The sequence below is a fragment of the Sphingobacterium puteale genome (assembly GCF_050986225.1).
Lineage (GTDB): Bacteria > Bacteroidota > Bacteroidia > Sphingobacteriales > Sphingobacteriaceae > Sphingobacterium > Sphingobacterium puteale.
Genome location: NZ_CP158959.1, coordinates 1653069 through 1671113 on the forward strand (window position 1 = coordinate 1653069; position 18045 = coordinate 1671113).

The 18045-nt window shown below is 44.1% G+C and carries 15 protein-coding genes; 4 read left to right on the forward strand and 11 right to left on the reverse strand.

Going from position 1 to position 18045, the window contains the following annotated elements; genetic code table 11:
* Positions 1 to 32 precede the first annotated feature (32 nt).
* The gene (locus tag ABTV71_RS06875) at positions 33 to 1175 is read left to right on the forward strand and encodes a cysteine desulfurase family protein (protein WP_433902627.1); all 1143 of its coding nucleotides are present in this window, start codon (positions 33 to 35) and stop codon (positions 1173 to 1175) included.
* On the opposite strand, the gene moaCB is transcribed toward ABTV71_RS06875, so the two are convergent.
* The 8 genes from moaCB to ABTV71_RS06915 form a co-directional block, all read right to left on the reverse strand.
* The gene (gene moaCB / locus ABTV71_RS06880) at positions 1172 to 2080 is read right to left on the reverse strand and encodes a bifunctional molybdenum cofactor biosynthesis protein MoaC/MoaB (protein ID WP_121125765.1); all 909 of its coding nucleotides are present in this window, start codon (positions 2078 to 2080) and stop codon (positions 1172 to 1174) included. The genes ABTV71_RS06875 and moaCB overlap by 4 nt on opposite strands.
* Before the next feature lies 1 nt (position 2081).
* Entirely contained in the window at positions 2082 to 2522 is a 441-nt protein-coding gene (locus ABTV71_RS06885) for a molybdenum cofactor biosynthesis protein MoaE (protein WP_433902628.1), read from the reverse strand.
* The gene (locus tag ABTV71_RS06890) at positions 2515 to 3621 is read right to left on the reverse strand and encodes a ThiF family adenylyltransferase (protein ID WP_433902629.1); all 1107 of its coding nucleotides are present in this window, start codon (positions 3619 to 3621) and stop codon (positions 2515 to 2517) included. Before ABTV71_RS06890 ends, ABTV71_RS06885 begins: the two co-directional genes overlap by 8 nt.
* A 3-nt stretch (positions 3622 to 3624) precedes the next feature.
* Complete coding sequence (locus ABTV71_RS06895) at positions 3625 to 3852, reverse strand: MoaD/ThiS family protein (protein ID WP_121125762.1); 228 nt, start codon at positions 3850 to 3852, stop codon at positions 3625 to 3627.
* A gap of 127 nt (positions 3853 to 3979) precedes the next feature.
* The gene (locus ABTV71_RS06900; protein WP_433902630.1) at positions 3980 to 4714 is read right to left on the reverse strand and encodes a sulfite exporter TauE/SafE family protein; all 735 of its coding nucleotides are present in this window, start codon (positions 4712 to 4714) and stop codon (positions 3980 to 3982) included.
* 7 nt (positions 4715 to 4721) lie between these two features.
* Entirely contained in the window at positions 4722 to 6491 is a 1770-nt protein-coding gene (locus tag ABTV71_RS06905) for an NTP transferase domain-containing protein (RefSeq protein ID WP_433902631.1), read from the reverse strand.
* Entirely contained in the window at positions 6488 to 7471 is a 984-nt protein-coding gene (gene moaA / locus ABTV71_RS06910; protein ID WP_433902632.1) for a GTP 3',8-cyclase MoaA, read from the reverse strand. The genes ABTV71_RS06905 and moaA overlap by 4 nt, the downstream gene beginning before the upstream one ends.
* Before the next feature lie 5 nt (positions 7472 to 7476).
* Positions 7477 to 8607, reverse strand: a complete 1131-nt coding sequence (locus ABTV71_RS06915) for an XdhC family protein (RefSeq protein WP_433902633.1) — start codon at positions 8605 to 8607, stop codon at positions 7477 to 7479.
* Positions 8608 to 8878: 271 nt separating this feature from the next.
* On the opposite strand from ABTV71_RS06915, the gene ABTV71_RS06920 reads away from it, so the two are divergent.
* The 3 genes from ABTV71_RS06920 to ABTV71_RS06930 are packed head-to-tail and all read left to right on the forward strand — an operon-like array spanning position 8879 to position 12044.
* The gene (locus tag ABTV71_RS06920) at positions 8879 to 9349 is read left to right on the forward strand and encodes a (2Fe-2S)-binding protein (RefSeq protein ID WP_121125757.1); all 471 of its coding nucleotides are present in this window, start codon (positions 8879 to 8881) and stop codon (positions 9347 to 9349) included.
* A 23-nt stretch (positions 9350 to 9372) separates the two neighbouring features.
* Complete coding sequence (locus tag ABTV71_RS06925; protein ID WP_433902634.1) at positions 9373 to 11664, forward strand: molybdopterin cofactor-binding domain-containing protein; 2292 nt, start codon at positions 9373 to 9375, stop codon at positions 11662 to 11664.
* A gap of 29 nt (positions 11665 to 11693) precedes the next feature.
* On the forward strand, positions 11694 to 12044 hold the full coding sequence (locus tag ABTV71_RS06930; RefSeq protein ID WP_433902635.1) for a DUF7009 family protein: 351 nt from the start codon (positions 11694 to 11696) through the stop codon (positions 12042 to 12044).
* 170 nt (positions 12045 to 12214) lie between these two features.
* On the opposite strand, the gene ABTV71_RS06935 is transcribed toward ABTV71_RS06930, so the two are convergent.
* From ABTV71_RS06935 to ABTV71_RS06945, 3 genes are all read right to left on the reverse strand, one after another.
* On the reverse strand, positions 12215 to 12919 hold the full coding sequence (locus ABTV71_RS06935; protein WP_433902636.1) for an NTP transferase domain-containing protein: 705 nt from the start codon (positions 12917 to 12919) through the stop codon (positions 12215 to 12217).
* A gap of 130 nt (positions 12920 to 13049) precedes the next feature.
* Positions 13050 to 14504 (reverse strand): rubredoxin, encoded by a 1455-nt coding sequence (locus ABTV71_RS06940; protein WP_433902637.1) that lies wholly within the window; start codon positions 14502 to 14504, stop codon positions 13050 to 13052.
* A 4-nt stretch (positions 14505 to 14508) separates the two neighbouring features.
* Positions 14509 to 18030, reverse strand: coding sequence for a molybdopterin-dependent oxidoreductase (locus ABTV71_RS06945; RefSeq protein ID WP_433902638.1), 3522 nt, complete (start codon positions 18028 to 18030; stop codon positions 14509 to 14511).
* Between the last annotated feature and the right edge of the window lie 15 nt (positions 18031 to 18045).

An 18045-nucleotide genomic window follows, 5' to 3' on the forward strand; every position in this document is an offset into this window, starting at 1 on the left:
GTTTTGATAGAAAGATACTATAGGATAATTAAATGGACAATATAAACTCAAAATTTATCTATCTAGACTACAATGCGACTACCCCGGTAGATGAGCGTGTTTTGAATGAAATGCTTCCATTTTTTAGGACGGGATATGCCAATCCAAGTGGTTCACATCTATTTAGTTTAACCATACAGGATGCTATGGACCAGGCGAGCGAAGACATCGCTGATAGACTGGGTACGCAGCCCAAGAATATCATTTTCACTTCGGGTGCCACAGAATCAATTAACTTGGTCCTAAAAGGACTCCAGTTTTCGTCCAGGAAACATATCATCAGCATTTCCACAGAACACAAAGCTGTTTTGGAAAGCTGCGCTTTTATGGAGCGATCGGGATTTGAAGTTTCCTTTCTAAAGGTAGATCCTCAAGGCATGCTCGATCTCAGATTGCTTAAGGAAAGTATTCGCGAAGATACGCTGTTGATTTGTACCATGCTCGTGAATAATGAAACGGGTATTATCTTACCCATAAAACAGATCAGTGAAATAGCGCATCAAAGCCATGCACTTGTTTTATGTGATGCAACACAGGCAGTTGGAAAAATGCATATAAGTCTTCAGCATCTGGATGTGGATTTTATGGCTTTTTCAGCACACAAATTTTACGGACCTAAAGGGATAGGGGGGCTGTATATTGCCAGTCAAGTTCAAGAGCACGTGATACCTCAAATCCATGGGGGCGGACAGCAACAAGGCTGGCGTAGCGGAACTGTCAATACAACCGGCATCATTGGGATGGCAGCAGCTTTGCGAATTGCGCTGGAAGACTTAGAAGCAGATCAACTCCATATAAAACAGCTCCGAGATCACCTCGAGAACGAACTCCTCGCTATTCCAGATACATTCATAAATGGAAGTACGTCCCATCGGTTATTCAACACGACAAACATCTGCTTTAAAGGTGTACTGTCAGACCAGCTGATTACCCGATTAGGAACAATTTCGGTATCCAGTGGTTCGGCCTGTTCTGCGGTGACCTCAAGGCCTTCACATGTGCTCAAGGCTATGGGTTTGTCAGATTTGGATGCCTTATCATCCATTCGATTTAGTCTGGGCCGATTTACGCGTGAAGTGGAAATCAGCCAGACCATTATGCGGATCAAACAGCTTGTCGAAAAGCTGAGGACTTAATGTCCAACGTTTGCCCTCACTTGAAAGACATGCAGCACCTGTGGAAATAATGCGCTTATACTTTCACGTACACCATTCGGTGATCCGGGCAGGGTAAGTACCAACATGCGATCGGCAAATCCAGAAATACCTCTGGACAACATAGCCGTTTTAACACGCTGCTGTCCGTATTGTCTTGCCGTTTCCATAATTCCGGGAATATCTTTGGTAATATATGGCGCAACAGCATCTGGCGTAATATCTCGATCCGAGAGTCCTGTGCCTCCCGTGAATATCAGAAGATCTATACCAGCTTGCCCATAGTGTTCCAGACGTTCTTGTACCGCGGTCGTTTCGTCAGCAATTACCGCATAGGCAATATCGTGTAAGCCTTGCTGTTCCAAAAGATCGCACAGAAGCTTGCCTGAGATATCTTCTTTTTCTCCTCGGGTTACCGAATCGCTACAAACTACGACGGCAGCTTTAAGCGCTGCGATCCAAGGCAAGGATTCATTGCTCTTACCACCTTTTTTCTCAAGTAATCGGATACCACCTATTTCCACCTGTTTGTCTATGGGCTTTAGCATATCATAAATAACGAGCGCTGCAACAGAGGCGCCGTGCATGGCTTCAACCTCCACACCAGTTTTATAGATCGTATGTACTTCAACTTCAATATGAATTTGTAAGCCCGCTACGGTATATCGGATCGCAGCATATTCTACTGGCAAAGGGTGACAATCAGGGATCATATCGCCAGTTTTCTTGATCGCGAGTAATGCAGAGGCACGTGCAAATTCAAATATGTCGCCTTTCGGAACCTGTCGCTGTTCAATAAGCCTGACGGTATTCTCAGAAGAGACAAGTACTGTGGCCATTGCTATTGCTTTCCTCAAAGTCGCACTTTTATGTGTAATATCAACCATATTATCTATTAATTTTCCATTGATGCGTATCGTCTTCAAATAGTTCTTTACCCCAGATGGGCATTTCTTTTTTTATGCGTTCAACAAGTTCGTCACAAGCATCCATCGCTGCACGCCTATGTACTGACGATGTGAATACAAAGAAGCAAATTTCGCCAACCCATACTTCACCCTCACTATGATAAACATGCATACAGGATAATGGATACTTATCAAATATTGCTTCGCGAATTTCCGCCATTTTAAGGAAGGCCAGTTCCCGGTTTGTCGTATAATCGATAGATTTTACGATCTTTCCATCAATCTTATCAGCCCTAATCTGTCCGAGGAAGATGCTATGTGCACCAATTTCAGGTTTATTATGGTGCTTTGAGATCGCTTCCGCAACCAAAGTGGCCGGAATTGGTCCTTGAAAAAATATGTCGTTTTTTTGTTTAGTCATTTATATAGTTTTCTAAGGCGACCATGCCGCCGTCCAGATGGAATATTTGTTGTCCGGCATCTGTCTGCTCGTAAAAGTACTGGGCAGCCAACAGGCTCCGTTTTCCGCTTTGACAGATAAAAACAACGCGTGTATTATCTATATTTTTGATTTGCGCGGGTAAAGTTGAAAGCGGAATGGATAGATGTGGATATGACAGACGCGGAAGTTCATTTGGATCACGCACATCGACAAGGACAACATCCCCTGTGGACCACATTTCAACAAACTCTTTTGCATCTATGGCCTGTATAAATCGGCTCTCCGAAGCACAGTATTGCTCATAATTAAAGGTACTCAACTCTGCTAGCGTTTGTGGGCAAATGGTTTCTGCGTATGCCGTTAAGGGGATTTCAAAGATATAACTGCTATTGTCAAGCATATTGACCGTCATTAATTTATTAATCAAGGCGCTACCGATGCCGGTTAATAGCTTGATGGCTTCGGTTGCTTGTAATATTCCGATCATACCGGCCAATACACCCAATACCCCCGCTACATTACAATCGGGAGCTTCCAAGGACGTGGGAGGTGTCGGGAACAAATGCCGATAATTTGTCTTTATCCCTTCTTTGTCGGCTACATTGAATGTAGCTATTTGTCCTTCATATTGGTAGATCGCAGCAAAAACCAAGGGTTTATCCAATAAACGGCAAGCATCGCAAAGCAGGTATCGTGCAGCAAAATTATCTGTACAATCCATGATGAGGTCGTACGAACGGATCAAATCTGCGACATTGTTCGAATGCAATTGTTCCACCCAGTAATGGATCTCAATATCAGGATTCTGCTGCTTGAGCTTATTCGCTGCTACCTCAGCTTTAGCTCGGCCGATGTCGTTGGTATCATACAGAACCTGGCGGTGCAGGTTGCTCAACCCGACATGATCATGGTCTATGATACCAAGTGTTCCAACCCCTGCTGCTGCCAGATATTGTAGTACAGGGCAGCCAAGCCCGCCAGCGCCAACGACCAGTACGCGGGCAGCTTGCAGCTTTTGTTGGCCTAATTCACCAAAACCGGGGAGGACATAATGCCTCGAATACCGTTCCTTCCGCATTGCTTATCCTCCAGAATAGGGTGGCATTAAGGCAACGATATCATTTTCCTGAAATGTCACTGGTGTCTTAACAATGGTATTGTTCACGGCTATCAATAGGCTACGCTGTGCCAATTCAGCATGGTCGTGCGATAATGTTGCCAATAATTCTGTCGTATCATTGGCTGTTATATAAAACTCCTTTGCCAATATATCTGTCAAGGAGCCAAAGGTCTTTACTTGGACTTTCATATTTTAATTCATTTTTTTCAAAGTTTCGCCTTTTTTCATTCTTCTTTGCTCATCCTACAATCGAAAGACGTGTTAACTATGCTTATTTTATCCAATTCGGAGAGAGCCATATTGTTTTTCAAATTTATTACGCCGAGGTAAACAACAATTTATAGGCTGCAACAAACAGAACTGTGGCAAGCACGTATTTTAAAGCATCCTGTTTTAGTTTTTTTGATCCGAGATAAGCCCCTAACAGGCCCCCAAGGAATGCAACCGCAATATACGCCCACATATGGGCATTGAACGATACACCTTTTGTCAGCATACCCCCAAGTCCCGACAATGAATTTACGAAAATAAATGCAGCACTGATAGCCGCAGTTTGTTTTTGATCTGTCCATTTAAGCAGGATCAGAAAAGGGGAGAGGATAATTCCACCGCCAATACCGATCATGCCTGACAACAACCCGACAGCCCCACCGATTGCCAAGGCGCCAAAACTATTATAAGGTTTGAGCTCATCTTCGGCTGGACTTCTGAAAAAGAAAAAACGAAAAATCGGAAAGAGAAGCAGTAGCCCCAGCAATCTCTTGTACAAATGATCTTCCAAGGCAATCATACCGCCTATAAATGCCATGGGAACAGAGGTGACGGCGACCATCAAAAACAAATTTCGTTTGAAATAATGACCCCTATAGTACTGTATAAAGGATGTTAAAGAAACAAAGAGGTTAAGCACCAGTGCTGTAGGTTTCATTTCCTGTGGTGCAATTCCATAGAGTGCCATCAATGCCAGATAACCACTTGCACCACCGTGCCCAACCGATGCGTAAAGAAAAGCCAGAATAAAAAGGAAAAAATAAAAAAGCTCAAATTGCATGGCTCGATTAGGTTAAAAGATGGATAAAAACTTCATCGCCAGCGGCACAACCATTGCTATCCTCTTCGAGAATCAGCAGGCAATTGGCCTGTGCGTAGGATTGGAGGCGATAAGATTCTTGCTCGTGTAATGGTTCAACAGCATGTCCATCGTATCGTGCCTTAAGGAAATGAGTTAAACCGGGCTTTTTACTATAAGCATGTGTTGTATAGGTTTTGATGGAGCGTGTTCGCTCTGGAAGTTGCATGATATGCTCTAATGCAGGAGCGACGTAGAGGTAAAAACAGGTTAGGGCAGAGGACGGATTGCCGGGGAGCCCAAACACCAACTTTTCATTTCGAGTGCCAAAAAAGAGGGGTTTCCCCGGTTTTTGTCGGATACGATGAAAACGCTGTTTAATACCGCAGGCCTTAGCCACATCTACGACATAGTCATAATCGCCTACGCTGACACCACCAACTAAAAGAACAATATCAGCTGTATCCAATGCATTCTCCAAAGCTGAACGGAGTAGGTTTCTGTCATCCGGCACATGCCGACTCTCGACATGCAGTATGCCTTGCTGCCGCAGGGCGGCTTTTAGCTGATAGGAGTTAGACTCATAAACTTCTCCATATCCTAGTGTCGTACCAATAGGTTTCAGTTCGTCTCCGGTGAGAATAAGCTGTATCCGTGGTGGCGCAGTAACAAGAACATCCCTGCATCCAATGCCTGCGAGATAGCCAATAGCAGCCGGAGTCAATGATGTTCCTGGGAGCATGGCGATGCTATCAGCCTGCACTTCTGACCCTTTGGGACGCACATTGTCCCCCAATTGGAGCGCTTCATCGCGAATCTGGATTGTATTTGTATCGCTCAAATCTACTTTTTCCTGCATCACTACCGTATCTGCACCTCGAGGCAGAGGGGCTCCAGTATAAATGCGCATCGCCTGTCCTTCTGTCAATATTTTTTCGACCGTGGTGCCTGCAGGAATTTTGTCCACGACAGGAAGTTCCCGCTCTTTGTCGCAATATCGAATGGCATAGCCATCCATCGATGACTGCGGAAAAGCAGGAATTGACTGCTTTGCAACAACGGTTTGGGCCAAGGTATAGCCTAAAGCTTCGTCGAGGGGGAACCGTATCTGTTTTGGCGCAGGCAGATGATGATGGATAATATCTTTGGCCTGCTGAACACTGATAAACTGATGGGGGAGATTGAAATAATCGTCTAGCGTATCGATATCATACTTTGCGTCCTCATAAGAAAATACAACCCGATCGTCAGGAAATTGCTCGGCTACCTTTTTGGCCCCCTGTTGTCCCTCCAGACACATCAGATGCTTAAAGTATTTTCTGTCAAAAAGTACGGGAGCGCCCCATATTCCTGAAAAACCGGTTGCTACAATACCTTTATCGGTACTATCGGCCAATTGAATAAGCTGCTGAAAGACATGTCGGTCAACGAAAGGTTGATCGCATAGACTGATTATACAACGGTCCAGATTGGGATGATGTTTTAGCAGATCCCTTAAGCCTATACCAATAGAGGTAGACATTCCGGTTGCCCAATGCGGATTGATTACTACAGCGACGTTACTGTCCTTTAACGCCGAGTTGATGGGGTTGGGGTAAGCACCTATCACGACAGATACCCTGGCATCGGGTATCGCCAGCGCTTCCCTACTGATACGCCGCAATAAAGTCTCACCTTCAAATTCGAGCAGCTGCTTCGGGAGGCCGAGCCGCGAAGAATTTCCGGCCGCCAATATGACTATACCTGTTTGCTTTATCATCCACCAATCGTTATCATACTCCGATTCTTGAGAAAATCGGTGTCTATATGTTCAAAATCTGTTGTTAATTGTCCCCCTAATTCCTTTGCTTTGGCACTAATGGTAGCTTGGATCAATGGAAGCACGTCATCGCCGGCCCGTAATGCTTTCAATAGATCGGTTTCACTTGAAGAGAATAGGCAATTTTTAAGTTTCCCATCCGCTGTAAGCCGTATCCGGTTACATCCTGCACAAAAAGGGGCCGTCATTGTACTTATAATAGCGATACGTCCAACATGTCCGGCAATCGAAAATGCTTTAGCGGTATCGTGTGGACCTGTAGGGATCGGTTCTATGGGATAGCTCCGCTGAATAGTCGCTAGAATATCGGCCTGTGTATACACCTGGTTGCTGCTCCATTTGTTCCCACTGAATGGCATAAATTCGATAAAACGGATTTCTATTGGCTTCCTCGCTGTCCATGCAACAAAATCTAAGATCTCATCGTCATTGATGCCTTTCATGACCACCATATTGATCTTGGTATGGATTCCATGTTCGAGCAGAAGGTCTATATTGGCACGTACGCGGTCAAAATAATCCCTTCGTGTGATCTGAAAAAATCTTCCGGGTTGCAAGGTGTCCAGGCTGATGTTGATACTTTTGAATTTTGCGTCCACAAGCTCAGGCAACATGTCGTTGATACGGATTCCGTTGGTCGTCATATGAAGTTCAACCGGAAGTTTGGACAAACGCGCTATAATATTGGCTGCATCCTTGCGAACCAAAGGTTCACCCCCTGTAAGGCGGATTTTGCTGATTCCTTGATCGACAAACAATCGGGCCAATTGCTCAATTTCGTCCACCTGCATCAATTTGTTATTCGGTGTAAAGCTATACTCTTCCTCCGGCATGCAATAGAAACAACGGAGGTTGCAATTATCGGTAAGCGATATGCGCAGGTAGTTGTGTATCCGTCCAAATGTATCCGTCAGCGTCATGTCTTCTAAATTATTGTGGGGTATTCAGTATGTATTTTCGTTTTGAGGAACTTTAATGAAGTTGCTGGCCTATTATTCAACACAGCCTTGATCTCTGCTACGATTGCTATAGCGATCTCTTCCGAAGTTTCAGCTCCGATATCGAGTCCTACTGGGCCGTAGATAATGCTTCGTTGACTTTCGGTAATGGTCATACCAGCCTCTTGCATATCGTCGAACATACGTAGTAATTTGATCTTCGGGCCCAATGAGCCAATATAAGGTGTCGACGTGTACATCAAATCTTTAAGGAGTGTGAGATCGTAAGCATAGTTATGTGTCATTAACACAAAAACAGTCCATGGGTCTATGCTTAGACTGGTCGCGATCTCATGTGCCGGAGATACAAGAAGCTTAGTGGCTTTTGGAAAGCGTGAGGCATTGACATGGCTGGCACGTCCATCAATGACCGTAGTTTCCCAACCGAGTACATGTGCTATCTCTACGACAGGTTTTGCATCATTACCAGCACCGGCAATAACCAAGTGCACGGTAGGAACGAGGTATTCAATGAGCACTTCGTTGTTTTTCCCTTTCTCCTGAAAGGAAGTGAGAACCGATTTTCGTTCTCTTTTGGCAAATTGGATATGCTCGTTCAGTGGTGAATAGTGAGCATCTAGGGCAAAAGCCTGCTCCTTCAGATCTTTAATAAGTAAGCGGGTTCCTTTTTGTTCTCCTTGTCTGTCCGTAGAAAAGAACGTAATCAACAAGCCTTCTTCACGCTGTTGAAGCAAGCGTTGCAGCAACGCGATGGGATGATCCGTTCGTTGTAGGTTTACATATTCAAAAAGGATATGAACTATACCGTTGCATCCCAGTTGTAACCCGATCGACGAACCCTCCTCCGTATTTGTATCATAACTGACGAGTCGATTTTTCTGTTGATGGATAGCTAAGAGGGCTTTTTTTAGGGCATCTCCTTCAAGGCATCCGCCGCTGATGGCTCCCGTCATTTGACCGTCTTCTGTTACAAGCATGCGGGCCCCTGGTCTTCGATAGGAGGAACCTTCAACCTTAACCACAGTGGCAAGCACCATCCTGATATTTTCGGAAGCAGCTACATCTGCAGCTAAAACAATGTCTTTAATCTCTTTCATGCAAATACGGGCAAGACAGTGGAACGCGGATACAATGATTAAATCGACAGCAATATGATACAATGCCGTTTATCAAATTTAATGAATTACACGTTAAAAAACACCAAAACTGTAATAATGGTAAAAACATCCGTGAAATGTATAATTATTTGATTAATTTAATTAACGATTTTGTACCACAGAAAAAACTGAATGCTAGCGTATAAGTGGGAAAGCTTATCTCATTTGAACCGATAAATATCGCTTACATAAACAAGAAAAAACAACGATTATGGCAAAATATTCAATTTTAGTAAATGGCAAAAAGCACGAAGTTGATGTGCTTGAGGATATGCCCTTGCTTTGGGTACTCCGTGATATCATTGGTCTTAAAGGGACCAAGTTTGGTTGTGGAAAATCACTATGTGGTGCCTGTACCGTACATCTCAACGATACTGCAATCCGATCCTGTTCATTTCCGGTCTCTGCGATCGGTGAGGGTAAAATTACAACAATCGAAGGGCTTTCAGAGGAGGGTGATCACCCTGTTCAGGAAGCCTGGGAAAAATATGTCGTACCTCAATGCGGCTATTGTCAAACCGGACAGATCATGAATGCGGCAGCTCTTTTGAAGAAAAATGCGAAACCTTCGGTTGCCGAGATCGAGCAAGCTATGCAAGGCAATCTCTGTCGCTGCGGTACATATAATAGGATTAAAGCAGCCATTTTAGAAGCAGCCGGTACACCCGTGACAAACGGCTAGGTATTATCAAAAATATAAACAAGATGAAAATATTAGCTCCTTTTCAAAAAAGAAAAACCGATCAGGTCGATTCGGAGATTTTTTCTGTTTCTAGACGCGACTTTTTAAAAGCCAGCGGCTTGCTTACTGGTGGCTTGGTTCTGGGTGTAAGCTTCTTTAGTTGTGATGACAAAGGAAAAAAAGTGGCTACTGTGGCTCCAAATGTGTATTTAACGATTGGTTCAGATAATAAAGTCACCATTGTCGCACATCGTTCAGAGATGGGGCAAGGTATCCGCACCTCTCTTCCTCTTGTTATTGCCGATGAATTGGGGGCCGACTGGACTAAGGTGGAAATCATCCAGGCTGAAGGGGATGAGAAAAAATATGGTAACCAAAACACAGACGGTTCCTTTTCTGTGCGGATGTTTTATAAACCCTTGCGGGAAGCCGGTGCTATAGCGCGACTACTCCTTCTCCGTGCTGCAGCCAAAGAATGGAACGTTGACGTAGACCAATTGGATACCAAAAATGGACAGGTTATCCAACGGGAATCTGGCAAGAAAAAGGATTTTGGAGATTTGGTAGAAACTGCAAAAACTCTCCCTATCCCAAAAGCCAGCGAAGTGAAACTAAAAGACAGGCAGCAGTTCAATATGATCGGCAAAGAAACACCGATCATTGATTTGCACAATATTGTTACTGGAAAAGCCGTGTTTGGAATTGACGCAGTTGTCGAAGGGATGAAAATTGCGGTCATTAAGCGATGCCCGGTGGTAGGCGGTAAAGTAAAATCCGTAAACGACAGTAAAGCCCTGGCCGTTCCGGGCGTTCTCAAGGTAATTACGATTAAGGGTGCCGGATTGCCAGTCACCTTATCCAAACCATTGGCTGGGGTAGCTGTCATCGCCGAAAATACCTGGGCTGCTATAAAAGCCAGGGACTTGCTGGAGGTGGAATGGGAAATGGGGCCCAATGCCGGCTACGATTCAGCCAAGCAGATCGAAGAACTTAAGCAGGTGGTGGCGCAGGCGGGAACACTCCGTCGTAAACGCGGCGATTTCAACGCCGCAAAAGCGAATGCAAAAAAAATTATTGAACACACTTATATTGCACCTTACCTGGCGCATGCAACCATTGAACCGCCCTGTGCTTTGGCTGTCGTGAAAAACGGAAGCTGCGAAGTGTGGGCCTGTACACAGAATCCGCAGGGAGCACGTGATGCGGTAGCCACCGAACTGGGGATAGCAGTGGACAAGGTGAAAATGAACGTAACCCTCCTCGGGGGCGGATTTGGCAGAAAGTCAAAACCTGACTTTATCCTGGAGGCAGCCATATTGGCCAAAGAATCTGGTCTGCCGATCAAGGTGCAGTGGACACGTGAGGATGATATTCGTCATGATTACTACCACGCCATGAGTGTACAGCGTATTGTCGCCACCATCGACAGCCAAAATAAACTAAGTGGCTGGGCCCATCATATTGCTAATCCGTCTATCTCTGCAACTGAGGATCTATCTGTGGTACAACCCAGTGATGGTGAATTAATGTTGGGAGCCTCGGATTTCCCTTACAATGTTCCGGCGATCAATATTGCCACGCATGATGCAAAAGCCCATCTGCGGATTGGCTGGTTGAGATCTGTGCGCAATATTCCACAGGTTTTTGCCGCTGCGACAATGCTCGACGAAATTGCTGAAGCAAGAGGTATGGATGCTGTTTCGAATGCCCTGGAGCTACTCGGTGAAGACCGCCACATTACTTTTGAGCAGGAACTGATCAAGACAAGCTATCCCAATTATGGTGAAAAGATCGAAGATTACCCTTGGGATACAGCACGCATGAAAAAGGTGATCGAGCAGGTAGCTAAGCTTTCTGGATGGGGTAAATCCATGCCGGCAGGGAGTGCACTTGGCTTTGCGGCACATAAAAGCTTCCTAACCTACGTTGCCTGCGTGGTGGAGGTAAATGTGGATCAGAACAAAAAAATCAGTATTCCCAATGTTTACTATGTGGTCGACTGTGGGCAAGCCGTCAATGTGGACCGTATCAAATCGCAATTTGAAGGTGGTGCGCAATTTTCGGCAAGTCTGGCACTCAAAAGCACGATCACGGTAAAAGATGGTCAGGTAGAGCAGGGTAATTTTGACGGTTATCAGATCATTCGAATGCCTGATTCCCCAAAACAGATCCATGTGGATATTATCGATAGCGACGCAAAACCGACCGGAGTAGGAGAGCCTCCTGTACCGCCATTTACACCGGCACTCTGTAATGCGATTTATGCGGCAACAGGGAAGCGGATCTACACCTTGCCAATTGATCTAAGTATTTAAAAAAAAGAATTTGAACAAAAAATATAAAAATGAAAATAAGGATTAAGGATAATTCCGTTAGACTGCGATTGACGATGTCTGAAATCGATAAACTTGGCAATACTGGTGAGGTTGACTGTCGAACCGAATTTATCAATCAGCCCTTTGTATATCGTATTGTGCAAACGGATACTGCAGAACTCATTGCCTCTTTTGTTGAAAATGAAATTGTGATCGGATTACCTACCAATATGATAAAGGAATTGGTGGACACAGAAAGAATAGGTTTCGAAGGTCAGTCAGGACCGGTTAAAATACTCGTCGAAAAGGATTTTGTTTGCATCGACAATACCATGGAGGATCAGAGTGACAACTTTCCGAATCCGAGTCTCAAATGCTGAGCATGTCGACAATACAGCGACGTATTTTCCGGAGGCCAATGTATTTGCGTCAGTCAGCAATGTAGTAAAAAAAAGCAATATGCCGGCGTCTAAATATGTGAAGATCAAAATTGAAAAACAAAATTCTGAGAGATACAAAAAGGTAGACGAAATGCTTATTGCGAGGCACTTCAGCTGCTTTGACTTTTCTTTGTTATCATTGCCTCTGCAATTTTGGCTTCAGTAGGTGTATTAACGTTGGTAAGGGTTTGCAGATCAGGTGCTTGAACGCATAATGCATAATATTCTATCAGAACCTGGCGTGGAGATAATCTATTTTGCGCAAACATCTGCTGGATTATAGGCAGACTATAGGGTTCCCAAATCGCAAACAATGGCTCAGGCAAATTGTCCTTTGAGCTTATAAATGCAGTGGCAATCCTTCGAGGGTCACGTTTTTGGATTAAGTAATCGACTGCTTCTGGTCCCAGTATGGGTAAATCACAAGCGACGACAAGCCATGCTTGCTCTGACTGAAATTCAAAAGCGGTCAAAATACCGCCCATAGGACCTATATCTTTATAACGATCGGGAAGCCACGCGTAGTTTGACGCCATCTTTTTACCGACGGCTATTTCATCTAACTGTTCTGGACGACAAGAAATGTAAACGTCTTTACAGTAATTCCGTAATAAATCGGCTAAATAATATACTTGTTCTTTACCGTGCCATTTGATCTTTTCTTTTGGACTCCCCATGCGTTGACTTCTGCCGCCGATAAGCACCAGGCCATTTAAAGGATGTGTTCTATTATCATTAGGAATTATCATCATTGTTTTTAATGGATCAATCTTATTGAAGATACATATTTTACCGCAAATTTGAAACGCTTCCATCAACGAGGCAGTTGATGATTTTGTTAAACTTGACGGCATGAAATCCGTTGCAGCATTTTTTAAAGTTTACAGTGTATTGACTGATCGGCGATGTGAAACGGTCGTCAGGAAGACGATGTGCCTTTACTGGCTATTTTATCAATTTGCTGAAAGTAAACTTTTCGCTTTCACAAATACTACAGCAATATGTCGCAGGCAGATCTTCAAATGAGGTCCCTGCGGCGATACCCTGTGTACTATCCCCCCAAATGGGGTCGTAGATTGTCTGACAGGCTGGACATTGATAGGTAATACTAATCAGGTCAGATTTTTCCGTGGTAGCCGGAATAGAGATATTAGAAAATTCTCGAACTGCTTCTCGACCTTGAAGCTGATAGAAATCTTCACACAGCGCCAAAATTACACCTGTGAGTTCTCCGCGCTCCACGCGTTTACGGTAAGTGACAAAGTCTCTTGAATTGGGGTTAAAATCGTGCGTATGTTCAACTTGGAACCAAGATTTATTATCGCTGGAGTCAATGAAACGCAAAATTACCGAGCCCCAAATCCCGCTCTTGGGATGCATTTTAATTCCAAAACACAGTTTATAAGTACGAATGTCCAACCAGTTCAGATGGTGCACCAATTCCTGCTTAAGGGCTAATGCTGTGGGATCAAAATCTTCCGTCATCCAATTGAGCTCATTGAGGGCATGACGCAAGTTAATCCGATGTCGATCCAATACGACGTCCCAGGATGGTCTTGTGTTAACTTGAATATCTTTGATAATGATTGACTTCCATGGTGTAGTATAGAGTTGGCCAATCCTGTGTTGCATACAGAGGGCACATATATCGCGCAGAAAAATGATTGGGAAAGTTTCAGAGCGCCGATATACCCCCAACCAAAGTCTATCTTGATAAGTGTTAAATCCTTCATAATAAGGAAGTTTAAATGTGGTTTCCGAAAAGGGTTGCCCTATGGGCTGAAAAAGAAATTTTCCAGATGCAGCGGCTAATCCCTCCAATTTTTGACCAAGTTGTTGTCCTTCATCTGCTGTTGTAACCATTGTTTCAATCATCATCGGTTCCAAAAATTGACTGAGTCCTGCAATATCGTCAGTATTTACTAAAGTTGACCAAGAATGAAATAACGTGCTTTTGGGAAATCGAAGCTGTAGATGCCAATAATTACTAAGTTCGGAAGTGATGAAATTTAGATTTCCAGTATAGTAGGGTACAAGAGATTGAGTAGAATCCACAATATTCACCTTTAACCTTGGGTTGAAATCAAAACTATCCAGCACATCTTTATATACCCCTTCACGTATCCACGAACTTTGATTGAAAAGCCCGTCTGAGACATAAGAACTTACAATATTTGGATATACCTCCTGGCAAATTTCATAAGCAAACTCCTGATTGAGCAATGTGTACTCCAATTCTTCAAGTTGTACATCATTTATCCGAAAATACATTTGCTGCCTACTACCGAATTTAACCTCTGTTATACCCGCTTCTTCCAGCGGGCTCAATAGGTTGGTAAGTTCTCCTGGAGAGATTGCACCCCCCGAGAGGTTAATCTTAACAAACTGTTCGTTTTTCATTGTTTTACTTTGTATAGGATTTTATCTCCTGATCCTTTTCTATTCTATAGTTTTCCAGAATGCGCTTAACCTCGGGTTTACAAGATCCACAACCCGTTCCCGCACCAGTCAATGTACATAACTCCTGAAGATCGATACATCCATCGCTCATACGTCGCTGTAGGTTTCCTTCTCCAACCTGACTGCATGAACATACCAAACGACCAATGACATCTTCTTTTGCGGCACCACCTCGTAGCAACTGCAGACGTTTCTCGCTTAATTCAATCTTGTTTGCTATCAAGTTTTTAAATTCGAGAAATTCATTTTTGTCTCCAATTAAAATGGCACCGACAAGTCTATCCTGATAGATAATACATTTTTTATAATAACGCTTAGCCTTGTCGATAAAAATAATCTCTTCATAGTCTTCATTTGGCGCTTCCGTCAAACCAATGCTACAGAGGTCAAAACCTTGTATTTTGATAATATTCATAAACAGGCTTCCCTTGTAATGGCTGCTGATATCACCTTGATGGTAATGGGCTACAATAGCTGCCTGTTCTTCGGCCGCTGCAGTAATACCATAGAGTGTTCCCTCAAATTCAGCAATCTCACCAATAGCATAGATTGCAGAGTCACTGGTTTGCATATGATGATCCACAACCACGCCACGCTGGCATATGAGATTAGCCTCTTTAGCCAACTCAATATTGGGAGTAGTGCCAATTGCCAAGATAACAGCATCGCATTTTATCTGTCTTCCGCTTTTTAATTCGATCTTTGTTAGCTTATTTCGGCCACAGTATAGCTGAACTTCATCATTGTAGAATATATCACAACCGAGATCTACCATTTGTTCATGAAGCAATTGGCTTCCCAGAGAATCAAGCTGCCGGTTCAGAAAACGCGAAACGCGTTGCACAATGGTGATTTTCGTTCCATTCTCACGGAGTGAAGCTGCCATTTCAAGCCCCAATAGACCTCCGCCCACGATAACGACATGCGCCTGTTCGGGAAGGTACCGTTTCAAAAGATCGGCATCCGTACGACGGCGCATTGTAAAAATACCGGGCAATTGCGGTACATGCTTTGGCAGACTGGGGCGGCTGCCTGTCGCAAGAATCAAGACATCATACTGTGTTTTAATTCCCCTGGAATCCCAGATGCACTTATTGTCTCGGTCAATTGTGTTAACCTGCACACCACGTATATGTTTTATATCCAGTATGGGCTCCTCGGCATCTTTCATCTTGACCAATTGCTCCCATTTAAGTTCTCCGCTCACATAATGTGGTAACATAACACGATTATAGAAGGGCAGATCCTCATTGCTAAAAATGACAATTTCATCGGTCTTGTTTAACTCCCGAAAGGAACGAACAAAGCCATGTGCTCCAGCACCAGCACCAATAATAACAATACGTTCTTTCTTCTTCACATGGGCTTCAACACGTACAGCACAAAATTTAAAGTCAGGTTCCTTGGAAATAGGATCCACTAAATCGTTGGTCAGGTTATTGGCTCTATGAAGATCAGACCCCAATAGCTTGCCCCAATGCATCGGCAGAAAAACCACTCCGGGCTTAATCGTCTTACTAACCCGTGTCCTGACACGAACTTCCCCTCTTATGGAATAAACATTTGCCAATTGTCCGTCAGCCAAGTTCAGCGTTGCTGCATCGTTTGGGTGAACTTCCAAAAATGCAGCCTGGATATGCTGATTAAGCTTACTTACCTTGCCTGTTTTCGACATCGTATGCCATTGGTCACGGATTCGTCCTGTTGTCAGGATAAGCGGAAAATTTTGGTCAGGCAGTTCGCTGTAATGCTGATCAGGAGGGCTATGTAATTGTGCACGACCGCTCGGAGTAAGAAATTCTTTGTCTTGAAAAAGACGTGTTGTTCCTTGTTTCTTTTTCAGATCAAAAGGCCATTGTACGGTTTGCAGGCTGTCAATAAGTGTATAATCTAAGCCGGAAATGTCAATACTTGTCCCAGAGGTTAACTGTGCATGTTCTTTATAGATATCCTCAGGTGTAGGATATGAAAAACCTTTAAAACCCATTTTCTGTGCAAATCGTGAAAAGATTTCTGCATCAGGAAGAGCTTCGCCCGGGGGGGGAATAGCCTTATGCAGGTGACTGATCCTGCGTTCTGAATTCGTCATTGTGCCTTCTTTTTCGGCCCATCCAGCTGCGGGAAGAATAATATCTGCAAAGTCCAGTGTCTGGGGCTTATTTGATATCTCCTGAACGACGACGAATTTAGCCATTTGCAATGCTTTTTCCACAAGCCGTGCATTGGGAAGGCTGGTGAGGGGATTGGTGCAAATAATCCAAATTGCTTTCAATCGCCCGTCGGCTAATGCCTCGAACATTTCGGTGGCTGTTAGCCCCGGTTTGCCGCTCAGAGTAGTGCCAGACCAGAACTGTTGAAGTTCATCGCGATGTTTTTTATTATCTATATCACGGTGAGCGGGCAGGAGATTGGCAAGTCCGCCAACTTCTCTGCCTCCCATAGCATTGGGCTGCCCGGTTAGTGAAAAAGGACCACTTCCCGGCTTCCCAATTTTCCCTGTGATCAGGTTGAGATCAATTAGGCTCAGGTTTTTGTTAACACCTACCACACTCTGATTCAGGCCCATTGTCCACAAACTCAAAAAGCCTTTAGATTCACCAATATAGCTGGCTGCACGCTCAATATCCTCTGCTGGGACACCGCATATTACAGCAGATTCCAATAAAGTGCGTTCGAACACCCGCTCTTTGTACACTTCATAACCTTCGGTATGATCGTTTATAAAACCAAGATCTATATCTCCCTGTTCGATAAGCAATCTTCCTAGCGCATAATTGAGTACGATGTCCGTTCCCGGATTAATCTGCAAATGCAGATCAGCCAATGCACAGGTATCCGTAATACGAGGGTCTACAACAATAATTTTGGTTCTTGGATTTTTAGCCTTGTGCGCCTCAATACGTCGCCAAAGGATCGGATGGCACCAAGCGGGATTGGCTCCTTCAACCAGAAAGCAATCAGCAAGCTCGATATCATCGTAACATATCGGCACGCTATCTTCTCCCAGCGTTTTTTTGTAAGCAGCAACAGCACTGCTCATACAAAGACGAGAGTTGGTATCAATATTATTTGTGCCAATAAATCCCTTGACCAGTTTATTGAGGATATAATACTCCTCCGTAAGGCATTGTCCGGAAGCATAAAATGCCACCGTGTCAGGGCCATATTTTGCAATCAATGTACGAAAGACGGCTTCAGCACGATCCAACGCCTCATCCCATGAAACGCGTTGAAGCGGACTGGATCTGTGATGGCGCATCTGCGGATAGAGGAGCCTGTCTGAGCGATCGTTGACTGTATATTGCAGGTTCATGCCTTTGCTACATAATTTGCCTTGATTGACAGGGTGTTCGGTATCACCGGTAACGGAAATCAGCTGATTTTTCTCGACCGATATCTTCACCCCACAACCTACACCACAGTAGCAGCAGGTACTTTTATACACACTGTTCGACTCTTTATTCATAGGGGAAGGATGCTA